This is a genomic window from Marinobacter sp. C2H3 (assembly GCF_037080155.1).
Taxonomy (GTDB): domain Bacteria; phylum Pseudomonadota; class Gammaproteobacteria; order Pseudomonadales; family Oleiphilaceae; genus Marinobacter.
Genome location: NZ_JBBBNZ010000002.1, coordinates 156,177 through 169,132, shown reverse-complemented (window position 1 = coordinate 169,132; position 12,956 = coordinate 156,177). Strand labels below are relative to the sequence as shown.

Genomic DNA, 12,956 nt, shown 5'->3' with positions numbered 1-12,956 from the left:
TTTCCTCCATCTGACCCCTGTTTCCTCGACAGTCAGCCCCTGGCAATCAGATTACCGGCGTGCAGCCCACACTCCTTATGGGTGGCTTCCTCCCACCACCAGCGCCCCTCGCGCTCGTGCTGGCCGGGCAGTACCGGGCGGGTGCAGGGCTGGCAGCCGATGCTGACGAATCCCTGCTCGTGCAGGCGGTTGTAGGGCGCTTCGGCCATTCTCAGGTAATCCCACACTTCCTTGGACGTCCAGTTGGCGAGCGGGTTGAACTTGATCAGCCGTTCGCCGGCGCCGTCGAAGGTGGTGTCCACCTGAACCACCGGCACGTCGTTGCGGGTGCCCGGGCTCTGGTCCTTGCGCTGGCCGGTCACCCAGGCGTCCAGTGTCGAGAGCTTGCGCTTGAGAGGAGCAACTTTCCGGATGCCGCAGCACTCGGAGTGGCCGTCCTGATAGAAGCTGAACAGGCCCTTCTTACTCACCAGGGCCTGCACCTCGGCGGCGTCCGGAAACAGGATGTCGATGTCGATGCGATAGTGCTCGCGGACCTTGTCGATAAACTCGTAGGTTTCCGGATGCAGGCGACCCGTATCCAGGGTGAATACCCGCAGGTTGCTCGTCAGCTTGTGGGCCATTTCGATCAGCGCCACGTCTTCGGCACCGCTGAAGGAGATGGCCAGGTTGTCGTAGTGCTGCAGGGCGGCTTTCAGGATGGCCCTTGGGCTCTGGCCTTCCAGTTCGGCGCGCAGGGCATCGATATCGGTCATGACGGCTCCGTCTCTCATCATTTTCGGGCAGGCTATCACTTCGCGCTCATACCCTGAAGGAATTACAGTCTATATATTTATTACCCTTGCGCCGAGTTGGTGGGAAAAGCCCGATGCAATCCCCCGGGGTTTTCCTTATCATACGGGCTGTTTTTGCCGAACAGCGGCGCATTCACCCCTAGCATCAGGAGACGAACGTGGAACTGGCATGTCTTGACCTTGAAGGAGTTCTGATTCCGGAAATCTGGATCGCCTTTGCGGAGAAAACCGGCATCGATGCCCTCAAGGCCACCACCCGGGACATTCCAGACTACGACGTGCTGATGAAGCAGCGCCTGCGCCTGCTGGACGAGCACGGTTACGGGTTGCCGCAGATCCAGGAGGTCATCGGCGAGCTGGACCCACTGCCCGGCGCCCGGGAATTCCTGGACTGGCTGCGGGAGCGATTCCAGGTGGTGATTCTGTCCGACACCTTCTACGAATTCGCCATGCCGCTGATGAAGAAGCTTGGCCACCCGACGCTGCTGTGCCATAAGCTCGAAGTGGCTGAAAACGGCCAGATCACCAACTACCTGCTGCGCCAACGGGATCCCAAGCGCCAGTCCGTGAGGGCCTTCCAGCTGCTCAACTACCGCGTGATCGCCGCCGGCGACTCCTACAACGACACCACCATGCTGAGCCAGGCCGAGCAGGGCATCCTGTTCCACGCGCCAAAGAACGTCATTGATGAATTCCCCCAATTTCCGGCCGTGCACACGTTTGACGACCTGAAACAGGCTTTCCTCAGCGCGAGCCTGGTGCACAGCGCCTGAGCCTGGGGCTGAAACCGGGAAACCTGGGGTCAGATGAAACTCATCTGACCCCTCTCTTCGACTCCGCCCAGCCCCTCGGGGTCAGATGAGTTTCATCTGACCCCATTATCTAGATCCCTGCCCAGCCCCGGGGTCAGATGAGTTTCATCTGACCCCTGTTTAACGCCCCGTTTTACCCCTCAAACCTGTCAAGAAACCGCATCAAACCGCCCACCTTCGTCAGCATTTCCTCATACTCCTCACCAGGCACGGAATCCGCGACGATACCGCCACCACCCCAGCAGTGAACGGTGTTTTCTGATCCTTCGGTTTCACACAGCAGCGTCCGGATAGCAATGCTGCTGTCGAGGCTGCCGTCCAGCCCGTAATGGAACACCGAGCCGCAGTAGGGCCCGCGCCAGTGGGGTTCGAGCTCGCGGATGATTTCCATGGCGCGGATTTTCGGGGCGCCAGTAATGGAGCCGCCGGGGAAGGCATCGAACAGTAATTGCAGGGGCGAAACGCCGTCCGCCAGGGTGGCGCGGATATGGCTGACCAGGTGGTGGACGTTCGGGAAGGATTCCAGGGCGAACAGCCGGTCCACCGATACCGAGCCCGGCGCCGCCCGGCGGCCGAGGTCGTTGCGCAACAGATCCACGATCATCAGGTTCTCGGCCCGGTCTTTCTCCGAGTTCTGAAGCGCTTCGGCCATCGCCCGGTCCTGTTCCGGCGAGCCGCCTCGGGGGCGGGTGCCCTTGATCGGGCTGGTCTCGGCGACGCCGTTCTGAACCCGGAGGAATCGCTCCGGAGACAGCGACAACACCTCACCGCCGGGGACCCGGAGAAACGCGCTGTAAGGCGTGGCGTGGCTTTCCGACAGGGCCCGGAAAGCGGACCAGGGGGAGCCGCTGAAAACGCCCGTAAACGCCTGGGACAAATTCGTTTGATAGCAGTCGCCGGCCGCAATGTAGCGGCGGATGGCCTGGACGCCCGCTTCGACCTCTTCCCGGGATTGGCAGGGGCGAAATGGCCGGAGCATCTGCCATACACCCGGGGTCAGATGAAGGCGTTCATCTGACCCCAACCCAGCGCCATCCCCAAAGCCCCGGGCTCCCTCCGGGGTCAGATGAATGCTTTCATCTGACCCCAGCTTTGCGCCATCCCTGAAGCCTCGGGCCCCCTCCGGGGTCAGATGAACGCTTTCATCTGACCCCAGCCTTGCGTCATCCCCGAAGCCTTGGGCCGCCTCCGGGGTCAGATGAAACTCATCTGACCCCTCGTTCAGTCCAGCGCCCACCAGCCCGGCCAATTGCTGCCGGACAGGTGCCCCACAGGCCGGATGCACCCACAGCCAGAACCTGCCCGTCGCTGAATGCCGGCTCGCGGCCCACAGATACAGCCCCGCGCTGAGCAGGGGCACGGGCAGGCCGGGGCAGAGGGGCCAGAGGCGGGGCTCGCGGGCGTAGCCGAATTCGTAGCTGATCAGTCCAATCCAGCCACCGATCAGGTACTCGCGGTCAGCCGGCGCCCGAGTGTTTAGCCCATAACGGGCAAGCCGCTCGTCCATTCGCAGCGCGAGCCCCTCGATGTCTGGCCGCTCGGCACGTGCATTGCTCCCGATCGCCGGGGCATCCACCTGTTCCGTCGCCTCCGCCAGGGCAGAGAAACCCGTGAGCGTGCCGCCACCGGCGCCCGCGCCAAAGCCGCCGATGTGCACAAAATCCGGCTGGGCGCTGGCCCAGGCCAGCAGCGTCTCGTAATCAGCAGCGGTCAGCTCGCGGAGCAGGGGGCTGGCCAAGGAACCTCCGGGAAAATTGGCAGAATGATACCTGGGGCACAAAACGCCCGTTGTCGGACGCTCTGGCGGGTTGGTCTAATGAACGACCGTATTGTACCCCAGCTCTCGCCGGGGCCGTGCAGTCCGATCATACCTATAAGGAAGACCCATCATGCGTACCTGTCGTTCATCCCTGATGTCAGCCCTGGGCCTGGCCCTTGCCTTGACCGCCGGAACCGTTGTTGCTGAGGAGGCCGCGAAGGCACCGTCCAAGGAAGTGGTAGAACAGGCGGTGAAAAAGGAGCTCTCGAAATGGGCCGTGGTGGGTCAGCAGCAGATGATCTACCTGACGGAGCACGCTATAGACCAATACGAGCCCGAGCTGCTGGATGATCAGCCGGACCTTCCAGCAGCCTGGATGCTGATGAAGGACGGCAAGACCATCAAACGCATCAACATTGACGACCAGGCCGGTGAGGCCCCGGCTACCGTTCGCCTGCTGATGTATCGCGCGGCGTTGAAGTCCATTGCCCGCCAGCGTGAGATTTCCGCCGGTGCCATTCTGTACACGGGGAAAGTAAAAGAAGGGTCCGACGAGCGGGCCTTGGTGGTGGAGTACGAGCATCGGCTGGGCATTTCCGCCAACAAGGTGATTCCGTTTGAAGTCAAGGGCGGCAAGGTGCTTTACGGCGAACCGGTGACCGAGGACAAACCGTTCCAGCTGTTCTATGACAGCAAGGAAGACGCGGCGGCCCAGAACGCCAAAAATGCGAAGTAGTCGCGATTTGTTTCAGTCTGTTAATGGCCGGTAAGGAAGTGTGAATGCAGTCACGGTTCCCGAGTGTAAAACAATCTTAAATGAGCTCGTGGGGTCACGAAGACTGCCATAACCAATCAAAACTCAGATAACAAAAAGATGAGTTTATAAGGAGATAAAAATGAAAGGCCTGAAGAAACTTGCTCTGGCTACTGCCGTAGCCGCCGCTCCCTTCGCCGCTCACGCCGAGCTGAAGGCAATGAATGACACCGCCATGGGCGACGTTACCGGTCAGGCCGGTGTCACCATCGAGCTGGAAACCAAAGTCAGCATCGGTCAGTTCAAGTACACCGATGAAGGCTCTTTCGCAGTCAACGACATCGTCCTCGGCGGTGCTGGCGTAACCACCGGTGGCGCAGCCGCTGGTTACAACGACCTGCTGGACCAGCTGAAAATTGACATCGACGTTCAGGACGACGGCGACGCCACCATCCACGTTGGCACCCTCGACGGCAACCCGATCGACTGGGGTATGAACGTAGGTTCCATGGAGCTGCTGGCCGGCAACACCGGTTCCGACAGCACTACCCTGATCTCCAACATGAGCGGCTGGGGTAACCTGGCGCGTCTGGACTTCCGTGTAGACACCGCGACTGACCACCTGAACATCCAGGCGGCTTTCGACGTGCAAGACATGGACTTCGACGTTGAGTTCCTGGGTGTTGGCATCCGTGACATGAAAATCACCGGTGCTGGCGCAAACTTTGACTACGACGGCGACGGCCAGACCCTGGCTGGCGGCGCTACCACTGAATTCGGTATCGACACCACTACTGCTGCTGGCCAGCAGCAGCTGGGCGTGCTGACCCAGTTCGCCAACGTCAACCTGGACGTCTACAAAGGCAACGGCCTGGGCGCGTCTACCGCGACCGACGTACTGCGTGTTGACGTAAACAACGTGGTCATGGATATGTCCATCGGCTCCATCGAAATCGGTGGCGCGTCCATCGGTTCCATCGCCATGGACAACCTGGCCATCACCGACACCAAGCTGGCTATCTACGGTCACTAATCTGACCTGGATAACCTGACTGGTTAGCGCCCCGCTCTGCGGGGCGTTTTTCGTTCTGTTCCCCGATGACCAATGCTGGGAACCGGGCACAAAAAAAGCCGCCGAAGCCCAGGCTCCGGCGGCTTTTTTGTGATGGGTTAAACTCGAATGGGCATCACTGCTGCTTGGGTACCGCGATGGACAGATCAAACCCACCGCCCGGGCGCGGCGTCAGGCTAATGGGCCCTTCGTTAATGCCTCGGGGCAGTTGAATCTGGTCAATGCCCGGCGGGTTGCCGATGGAAAAGTTCAGGTTCTGGCCGTCAAACGCCACGCCCAGCTGGTCATTCAGGAAGGTCTGGCTGAACGGCTGGTCCGGGATCTGTGCCTGCTGGCCAAAAATCAACGGCGGAATCCGGGGCGTGAAGTTCGCCGGCGGCTGGGCCCGGGCGATTTGCTCGGTGGGCAACAGCAGGGCACGGCGCAGGAACTCATCCTGGGCGTTCTCCAGGGCGTCCTGTCGGCCGTCTTCCACCGTCTGCTGAAGTGCCTGGCGATAGGCTTCCTCTTCAGACTCGCTCACGACGGGTTCGCCCGGCGAAATGGTCAGGGCACGAAGAATACGCTTACGATCCGCCGTGGATTTCTGCCGTTCCTTGGGTACCACGATGACGGCTGAATCCTTTACGTAGGTATCAACCATTTCGTCCTGGGTCATAGACTGGACGCCCGAAAAAGCGGGCAGGCTGACGGAGCAGGCCGCGATGGCCAGAGTCAGTTTTCGTGGGCCGTTCATGGCGAAACCTCATGGTGGTATTCATCCTTCAGTATTTGGCGGACAGGTGACATTTTCAACCAATGTCGGGCTGGAATGTGATCAATCTCTTTGAAAAAACGGTATGGTAAGAACACCCTCCGCGGGGTGATCCTGAACCGGACTCCGGAAGCTCCGATGCAACACTATCTCTCGCGCCGATGGCGCACCTGGATTCATCGACGCCTGCCAAGGGCGGACGAGCGCACCTTTTCCCAGCGAACCATTTTTATCCTGCCCACCGGAGCGGGCTGGGTGTTTGGCGTCTTGCTGCTGATCATGCTGGTCACCGGCATAAACTACCAGAACAGCCTGATCTACCTGATGACGTTCCTGCTGGGAGCGCTGTTCGTGGGGGCCATGCACCAGACCCACAACAATCTGTCCGGCCTGACGCTGGCTCTGGTGCAAGCCGGCGAGGGCTTTGCCGGCGAGGACATTCCATGGCGCTTCCGGCTAACCGCAGGGCGGCACAGCGCTGCGGCCATTCGTTTGTTCTGCAGCGGCGAGCCGCACATCCTCCATGTGCCCGCGGGCGAATCCCGGGAGGTGACTCTGGCATTCCCCGCCGGGCAGCGGGGGTACGTTCGCCCTGAGCGGATTCGTGTCGAAACCCGATTTCCCTTTGGTCTGCTGAAAGCCTGGTCCTGGCTTCGTCCCGCGTCGTCAGCGCTGGCGTTCCCGGCGCCTATGGTGACCAGCGATAGACCGGGTCAGGCGGAGCCCGGCGAGCAGGACCAGCAGGCGGAAGCCGCCCCCGGTCAGGATCATGCCGATCTGCGACCCTGGCGGGAGGGAGACCTGAGCCAGCGGGTTCAGTGGAAACGATTCGCCCGCACCGGCGACCTTATGGTGGCGGACTGGCAGGGAGAGTCCGGTAGCCCAAACTGGCTTGATTTCTCGGCCTGGCCAGGGGTGGACGCGGAACGACGGCTCAGCTACCTGGCGGCCCTGGTTCTGGAGCGGGCCCAGCGAGGCGTCCCCTGGGGCCTGCGACTGCCGGGCCAGGTGCTGGAACCGGATCAGGGCGCCGCGCACCGGCAGCGGTGCCTGCGGGCGCTGGCCACCTGGAACCGCCAGCCGCCCCGGGATCCGGAGCCCCGCGCCCTGGGCAGCCGCCGGCGAAGAGAAAAAAACGGCAGCGAGGAAACGGCCACTGGCGCTGCGGAGGTCTCGCCATGAGCGGGTTGCCCTCCCGCGCGCTGCTGTGGCTGACCCTCGGTTTTGGCGTGCTGCTTTTGCCACAGTGGGATCGGCTGCCCGTCTGGCTTTTGGCCGCCTGTGGCGTTCTCGCCGGCTGGCGCTGGTTGGCCCAGGCTGGCCGGCTGGCCTTGCCCGGACGCTGGCCCCGGCTGGGGCTGATGGCGGTGCTGATCGGGCTCTACATCGCCCAGGTGCGGGGGCAGTTTACCGTGGATACCGCCGCCTCGTTTTTTGTACTGGCGGTGGCCCTGAAATGGCTGGAAACCCGCACAGGCAGGGATTTTTACGTGCTGTTCTTTATCCTGTGCTATCTGGCAGCGGTGAACTTCCTGTTCCATCAGGAAATCCTCTGGGCGTTATTGAATTTTGCCGGGCTGTTGCTACTGCTGGTGAGCGTTCAGTCGCTGCAGGCGCCGGACCTGCCCAAAGGGTTCGGATCTGGCTGGCGCCGTCTGGGTGGCTTGATGATTCGCACCTTGCCAGTGGTCGTGCTGCTGTTCGTGTTTTTCCCCCGCATGGCGCCGCTGTGGAGCGTGCCCCTGGTATCCGGCCAGGCCCGCACCGGCATGACTGACACCATGACGCCGGGCGATATTTCCAATCTGGCCCAGAGCAGTGAGCGGGCCTTCCGGGTCACATTCGGTGCTGATATGCCGCCGTATCCGGAACGCTACTGGCGCGGCCTGATCCTGGACCGGTTGGATGGCGACACCTGGCGCCAGAGTGGCGAACGATCCTGGCAGGCGCCCGGTCGGGTGGCCATGGACGGCGGCGCCGGCGAACTGAAACCCAGGGAATACGATGTACTGCTGGAGCCCACCGACCAGCGCTGGGCCTTCGCCCTGGATGACTCGGTGGCGGCCTCCGACAACGTGCGCAGCACCGGTGATGGCTTGTTCCGCTTCCAGCGCCCCGCCGACAGTCAGGTCCGCTATCGCTTGCGGCGGGAAACGAACGCGGGCGATATCCCGCCGCTGTCCCGGGCAGAGTGGCGTCAGTACCTCCAGTTACCGGGCAGCGGCAATCCCCGGGCCCGGGCGCTGGCGTCCAGGTGGTCGTCGTCCATGAGCGACGAGGCGCTGATTCTGGCGTTGATGCGCCGTTTCCGGACCGAGCCCTATTACTACACCTTGAGGCCGCCGGCGATGCCGGACGATGGTGTTGACGCCCTGCTGTTCGATGTGCGTCGGGGCTTCTGCGCCCATTACGCGGGCGCGACCGCTTTTTTGCTGCGGGCGGCGGGTATTCCGGCCCGCATCGTGGTGGGCTACCAGGGCGGGGAGCCGGGTGCCGGAGGCGACTATCTGATTGTGCGCCAGTACGATGCCCACGCCTGGGTAGAAGCCTGGCTGAACGGCCGGGGCTGGGTGCGCATTGATCCCACCGCCGCCATTGCGCCTGCCCGCGTGGAGTCCGGGCTGCGAGACGCGGTGGCGGACGAGGGATCGTTCCTCGAGGACGAAACCTTCTCGGCGGAAAAGTACCGGAATCTGCCCCTGGTAAACTGGGCCAGCCTGCAGCTGGATCGGCTCAACTATCAATGGCAGCGCTGGGTGGTGGGGTATCAGGGCCAGAGCCAGATGGACCTGATGTCCCGGCTGCCGGGTAACTTCGGGCTCCGGGAGCTGGGTTACCTGAGCGCCGGCGTGATCGGTGCGGGGCTGTTGCTGGCCGGCGTCGTTTCGGCCTGGCGAATGCGCCGCAACGGTGGGCGGGGCGAGATGGCGAGACTGGTGGGTGGCTGGCATCGGCTCTGCGAGCAACGCGGGTTGCCGGTCCGGCATGGCGAAACCCCGCTGGCCCTGGCAGAACGTCTCGGTCGTGCCCGCCCGGCGGTCGCGGACGATGCCCGCCGTTTTGCCCGTATCGTGAACAACCATTATTATGGCCGCTCCACGGGCGATGCCCGTCTGCAATACCGGCAGTTGCGCCGGCTGCTCCGTGCCATGCGGCGCCAGCTGCGACAGCCGGTGAACCCTGTGCCAGGAGGCTCAACATCAACACCGCCGACGATCTAGCTATCGACATGCCCTGGCTGGGCCAGGCCTGGCAACGCATCCAGCAGCGGCTGGCGGATGACCGGCTGCCCCACGCCTTGGTCATCGCCGGCGAGCGGGGCGTGGGCAAGCGGGCGTTTGCCGATGCCTTGGCCAGGCTGCGGCTGTGTGGCCGTCCGGTATCCGGCTCGCTGGGCCTCCCGGTGGCCTGCGGCCAGTGCAAACAGTGTGAGCTGACCGCCGCCGGAAGCCACCCGGATGTGCGGGTTTATGCCCCCGAAAAGTCCCGCATGGTCAAGGTCAGCCAGGTACGGGAACTGTCCGCGTTTGCCGTGGCCTCGCCCCAGGTGGCTCACCACAAGGTGGCCATCATTGACCGGGCGGACCAGTTGAACATCAATGCTGCCAACGCCCTGCTCAAAACCCTGGAAGAGCCCCAGGCCGACACCACGCTGCTACTGGTGCAGGAATCCGGCCGCCCGCTGCTGCCCACCATACGCTCCCGTTGCCAGGTGGTGGCGCTGCCATTACCCGCCATGAGCGAGGCGCAAGCGTGGATTGAGCGGCAGGGCAGGTCTGCCGACAGCGGTGACGGCGCTTCTGGCGGTGAAGTCTCTTCTGATGGTGAAGTCTCTTCTGATGGTGAAGCCTCCGCTGGCAGTGACGCCATCCGGCGCGCGCTTCTGCTCTCGGGCGGCGCGCCACGGCTGGCGCTGGAGTACCTCACCGGCGATTTTATCGGGTTGCGGGAAACGGCTTTTGAGGCGTTTCGCCAATTCATGAAAGGTCAGGTGCCGGTCACGGAAGCTGCCCGGGCGTTCAAGGCCCTGGGGTTGGAGGCAACACTGACCCTGTTTGAGCAGTGGGCCGCCGATCTGGCCCGGCTCAGCGCCGGCGGGGAGTCGCGGGACCCGGACGCCGCCGATATGCTGCGTTTTCTGGCCGGCCGACACCCACCGTGGGTGGCCCAGCGCCTGCTGGACGCGGTGCGTGAGTCCCGGGCGGCGGGCGTGTACAACGCCAGCCCGGAGCTGGAAGCCAGCCGGCTGCTGTTTGCCTGGCAGGCCCTGATGCCGGGTCGGCGCGCCGGCTAGCGGCGGGTTGCACGTTTTCCGGCGCAAGCTGCTATGATGGCAAAACGTTCTATTCATTGAAGAAAGGTGTCAGCCATGGGTCCAGGCTTCGGTGCACGCAGTGGTATTCTCACCCTGACCATCAAGGACAAGGCGGTGCTTTACGCGGCCTACATGCCCTACATTCGCCAGGGCGGCCTGTTCATCCCCACCCAGAAGCAATATCAGCTCGGCGACGAAGTCTTCCTGCTGCTGAACCTGATGGACGAGCCCGAGAAGATCCCGGTGGCCGGCAAAGTGATCTGGATTACCCCCAAGGGGGCCCAGGGCAACCGGGCCGCAGGCATCGGCGTGCAGTTCAACGGCGATGACGAAACCGCCCGAACCAAGATTGAGTCTTACCTGGCCGGCTCCCTGAGTTCCGACCGTCCGACCCACACCATGTGATTGCGGAGCAGGGCGGTATGAACGATTTAACCCGCGGTGATCCTGAGACGCTGGGCGCCGGCATCGAACCCCTAGATACCCCGGTTGTTACGTCGCCTCTGCCGGGGGGCGAGGAACGCCTCTGGCGCCTGAAGGCGATCCGGCTGGCGGGGCTGTCCTGGCCCTGCGCCGGCGAGCCGGTCAAACCCGTACCCACCTTCATGCTCCACGGCTGGCTCGATAACTGCCTGAGCTTTTGCAAGCTGGCGCCGGCTCTGGCGGCGCTCTCTGACGTGCACACCCTGGATATGGCCGGCCACGGCAAATCCGGGCACCGACCGGCGGGGCAATCGTATCTGCTGATGGATTACGTGGGCGATCTGGCCGAACTGGTGGACCGTTACGTCACCGATGTGGGGCCGGATGCCGGCGACGGCCGGGTGGATCTGGTCGGGCACTCCCTCGGCGGTATTGTTGCCAGCCTTTACGCCGCGGCCTTCCCCGAGCGGGTCCGGCGCCTGGTAATGATCGACAGCCTGGGGGCCATCAGCCGTCCCGTGGAGGAGACTGTGCCGCAGCTTCGCAAGGCTCTTCGTAAGCGCCTGGCCGGATCCGGTCGGGCGGTGACCTATCCGGACCTGGCCACCGCAGCGAAGGCCCGGGAGGGCGGTTTCATTCCCCTGAGCCACGAATCGTCGTTGACCCTGGTGGCGCGAAACATGACCCAGACGGACGACGGCTTCGTCTGGCACACGGACGCCCGCCTCCGGCATCCGTCGTCGCTGATGATGACCGAGCCCCAGGTCCGAGCGGTGCTGTCCGCTATCGAAACGCCGTCTTTGTTTGTGCGGGCCGCCGACGGCCTGCTGGCTTCCCGCAAGGGCATGAATGAACGCGTGGACTGCCTCAAAGGGCTCACGGTCGCCACGGTTCCCGGTGGGCACCACTGCCATCTGGAAGGCGATACCTCCGTGGTGGATCAGGTGGTGGCGGATTTCCTCGCCGCGCCCGATGTGCCGGCCTCTCCTGTGGGCACGATGGGTGATACCCGTGGCTGAGCCAACCGACAAGGCGGCGGCACTGGTCGAGGGCGCCCGGGTATCCGCTGTGGGCGAGTCCACCAGGGAAACGGCCAAGCCGGCCCGGAAGACGGTGGCGCTCACCCTCGGCAGCGGTGGCGCCCGCGGCTATGCTCACATTGGCGCGATTGAAGTGCTCAAGGAGCGGGGCTACGACATCGTTGCGCTCTCCGGCTGCTCTATGGGCGCGCTGATCGGCGGCATGTACGCGGCCGGTAAGCTCAAGGATTACAAGGACTGGGTCACCGGTCTGGGGCAGTTTGATGTGCTTAAACTGCTGGACGTTACCTTCAGTTCAGTGGGCGCTATCCGGGGCGAGAAAATCTTCTCTGTCGTTCGGGACATCCTCGGTGAGATCCGTATTGAGGATTTGCCCATTCCGTTTACCGCCGTCTGTACCGACCTGCTGGCCCATAAGGAAGTCTGGTTTCAGGAAGGCATTCTGGAACAGGCGGTACGGGCGTCCGTCGCCATCCCCGGTGTGGTGACGCCCCTGGTCCACAACGGCCGGGTACTGGTGGATGGGGCGTTGCTGAATCCGCTGCCGATCATTCCCACCATTTCCGCCCACGCGGACCTGATCATTGCGGTGAATCTGGCGGGCGAAGACGACATGGAACCGCGCATACCGGACGCGGCGTTTGTGGATGAAGTCGACGCTTCGGACACCGAGGAATGGATAGATGCCCTTCGGGAAAAAGCCTCCCGCTGGTTTGACTGGGATTCGGTGAAATCCCTGGCGGTGCGCAAGGCCGCCCACCCGGAGCGATCGGCGGAAAGCCCGGAAGAAAAGATCAGCCGGGAGGTAAAGCGCAAGGAAGCCCAGAACCGGGAAAAGCAGCAAAACCAGGACGCTGACACCTCCGGCGCCCAGGCGCAGAAAACCGCTGCCAGCGGTCACGACCCGCGGTCGCTGGACGACGCAGACACCATTGACTGGGACAAGCTCGGTATCGGCAAGTTTGATGTTATGAACCTCAGCATCGAAACCATGCAGAGCGCCCTGGTGCAGTACAAGCTGGCGGGCTATCCGCCGGATCTTCTGGTGAATATCCCCAAAAACGCCTGCCGGACCTACGATTATCACAAGGCGCCGGAAATGATTCAGCTTGGCCGTGAACGTATGGCGGCGGCTCTGGACCGGTTCGAGCGCAGTCGCAGCAGCTCAGGGCCGCTCGCCATCTGATGCCGGGGTCCGGTCGCCGGGCTGCAGGTGACCGGAAAATCAGCGTA

At 63.2% G+C, this 12,956-nt stretch carries 12 protein-coding genes; 9 read left to right on the top strand and 3 right to left on the bottom strand.

Going from position 1 to position 12,956, the window contains the following annotated elements:
• Nucleotides 1–32 precede the first annotated feature (32 nt).
• The gene (locus tag V3388_RS05900; RefSeq protein WP_336366614.1) at nt 33–755 is read right to left on the bottom strand and encodes a phosphoadenylyl-sulfate reductase; all 723 of its coding nucleotides are present in this window, start codon (nt 753–755) and stop codon (nt 33–35) included.
• A gap of 197 nt (nt 756–952) precedes the next feature.
• On the opposite strand from V3388_RS05900, the gene thrH reads away from it, so the two are divergent.
• Nucleotides 953–1,567 carry a bifunctional phosphoserine phosphatase/homoserine phosphotransferase ThrH gene (thrH, locus tag V3388_RS05895; RefSeq protein ID WP_336366613.1) on the top strand — a complete coding sequence of 205 codons (615 nt, stop codon included), beginning with the start codon at nt 953–955 and terminating at the stop codon, nt 1,565–1,567.
• A 172-nt stretch (nt 1,568–1,739) separates the two neighbouring features.
• Here the strand turns inward: thrH and V3388_RS05890 are convergent, their stop codons facing one another.
• Nucleotides 1,740–3,113: an anthranilate synthase component I family protein gene (locus V3388_RS05890; RefSeq protein WP_442915628.1), complete on the bottom strand. Its 1,374-nt coding sequence runs from the start codon at nt 3,111–3,113 to the stop codon at nt 1,740–1,742.
• A 382-nt stretch (nt 3,114–3,495) separates the two neighbouring features.
• Here V3388_RS05890 and V3388_RS05885 point away from each other — a divergent pair, with 382 nt between their 5' ends.
• Nucleotides 3,496–4,101, top strand: a complete 606-nt coding sequence (locus V3388_RS05885) for a hypothetical protein (protein ID WP_336366611.1) — start codon at nt 3,496–3,498, stop codon at nt 4,099–4,101.
• 160 nt (nt 4,102–4,261) lie between these two features.
• Nucleotides 4,262–5,152 (top strand): DUF6160 family protein, encoded by an 891-nt coding sequence (locus V3388_RS05880; protein ID WP_336366610.1) that lies wholly within the window; start codon nt 4,262–4,264, stop codon nt 5,150–5,152.
• 154 nt (nt 5,153–5,306) lie between these two features.
• Here V3388_RS05880 and V3388_RS05875 read toward each other — a convergent pair whose 3' ends face one another.
• The gene (locus V3388_RS05875; RefSeq protein WP_336366609.1) at nt 5,307–5,927 is read right to left on the bottom strand and encodes a hypothetical protein; all 621 of its coding nucleotides are present in this window, start codon (nt 5,925–5,927) and stop codon (nt 5,307–5,309) included.
• A gap of 156 nt (nt 5,928–6,083) precedes the next feature.
• Here V3388_RS05875 and V3388_RS05870 point away from each other — a divergent pair, with 156 nt between their 5' ends.
• The 6 genes from V3388_RS05870 (at nt 6,084) to V3388_RS05845 (ending at nt 12,909) form a co-directional block, all read left to right on the top strand.
• On the top strand, nt 6,084–7,127 hold the full coding sequence (locus V3388_RS05870; protein ID WP_336366608.1) for a DUF58 domain-containing protein: 1,044 nt from the start codon (nt 6,084–6,086) through the stop codon (nt 7,125–7,127).
• Nucleotides 7,124–9,166, top strand: a complete 2,043-nt coding sequence (locus V3388_RS05865) for a transglutaminase TgpA family protein (RefSeq protein WP_336366607.1) — start codon at nt 7,124–7,126, stop codon at nt 9,164–9,166. Before V3388_RS05870 ends, V3388_RS05865 begins: the two co-directional genes overlap by 4 nt.
• An 8-nt stretch (nt 9,167–9,174) precedes the next feature.
• Nucleotides 9,175–10,239 (top strand): DNA polymerase III subunit delta', encoded by a 1,065-nt coding sequence (gene holB / locus V3388_RS05860; RefSeq protein WP_336366606.1) that lies wholly within the window; start codon nt 9,175–9,177, stop codon nt 10,237–10,239.
• A gap of 75 nt (nt 10,240–10,314) precedes the next feature.
• Entirely contained in the window at nt 10,315–10,665 is a 351-nt protein-coding gene (locus V3388_RS05855) for a PilZ domain-containing protein (protein ID WP_008171779.1), read from the top strand.
• Nucleotides 10,666–10,682: 17 nt separating this feature from the next.
• Nucleotides 10,683–11,702: an alpha/beta fold hydrolase gene (locus tag V3388_RS05850; RefSeq protein WP_336366605.1), complete on the top strand. Its 1,020-nt coding sequence runs from the start codon at nt 10,683–10,685 to the stop codon at nt 11,700–11,702.
• The gene (locus V3388_RS05845; protein WP_442915612.1) at nt 11,656–12,909 is read left to right on the top strand and encodes a patatin-like phospholipase family protein; all 1,254 of its coding nucleotides are present in this window, start codon (nt 11,656–11,658) and stop codon (nt 12,907–12,909) included. The genes V3388_RS05850 and V3388_RS05845 overlap by 47 nt, the downstream gene beginning before the upstream one ends.
• Nucleotides 12,910–12,956 lie beyond the last annotated feature (47 nt).

Bases quoted from the DNA above. Each gene is read 5' to 3' on its own strand.
- V3388_RS05855 (WP_008171779.1), top strand. From the start codon at position 10,315: ATGGGTCCAGGCTTCGGTGCACGCAGTGGTATTCTCACCCTGACCATC.
- V3388_RS05890 (WP_442915628.1), bottom strand. From the start codon at position 3,113: ATGGACGAGCGGCTTGCCCGTTATGGGCTAAACACTCGGGCGCCGGCT.
- V3388_RS05870 (WP_336366608.1), top strand. From the start codon at position 6,084: ATGCAACACTATCTCTCGCGCCGATGGCGCACCTGGATTCATCGACGC.
- holB (WP_336366606.1), top strand. From the start codon at position 9,175: ATGCCCTGGCTGGGCCAGGCCTGGCAACGCATCCAGCAGCGGCTGGCG.
- V3388_RS05885 (WP_336366611.1), top strand. From the start codon at position 3,496: ATGCGTACCTGTCGTTCATCCCTGATGTCAGCCCTGGGCCTGGCCCTT.
- V3388_RS05900 (WP_336366614.1), bottom strand. From the start codon at position 755: ATGACCGATATCGATGCCCTGCGCGCCGAACTGGAAGGCCAGAGCCCA.
- V3388_RS05845 (WP_442915612.1), top strand. From the start codon at position 11,656: ATGTGCCGGCCTCTCCTGTGGGCACGATGGGTGATACCCGTGGCTGAG.
- V3388_RS05865 (WP_336366607.1), top strand. From the start codon at position 7,124: ATGAGCGGGTTGCCCTCCCGCGCGCTGCTGTGGCTGACCCTCGGTTTT.
- V3388_RS05875 (WP_336366609.1), bottom strand. From the start codon at position 5,927: ATGAACGGCCCACGAAAACTGACTCTGGCCATCGCGGCCTGCTCCGTC.
- V3388_RS05880 (WP_336366610.1), top strand. From the start codon at position 4,262: ATGAAAGGCCTGAAGAAACTTGCTCTGGCTACTGCCGTAGCCGCCGCT.
- V3388_RS05850 (WP_336366605.1), top strand. From the start codon at position 10,683: ATGAACGATTTAACCCGCGGTGATCCTGAGACGCTGGGCGCCGGCATC.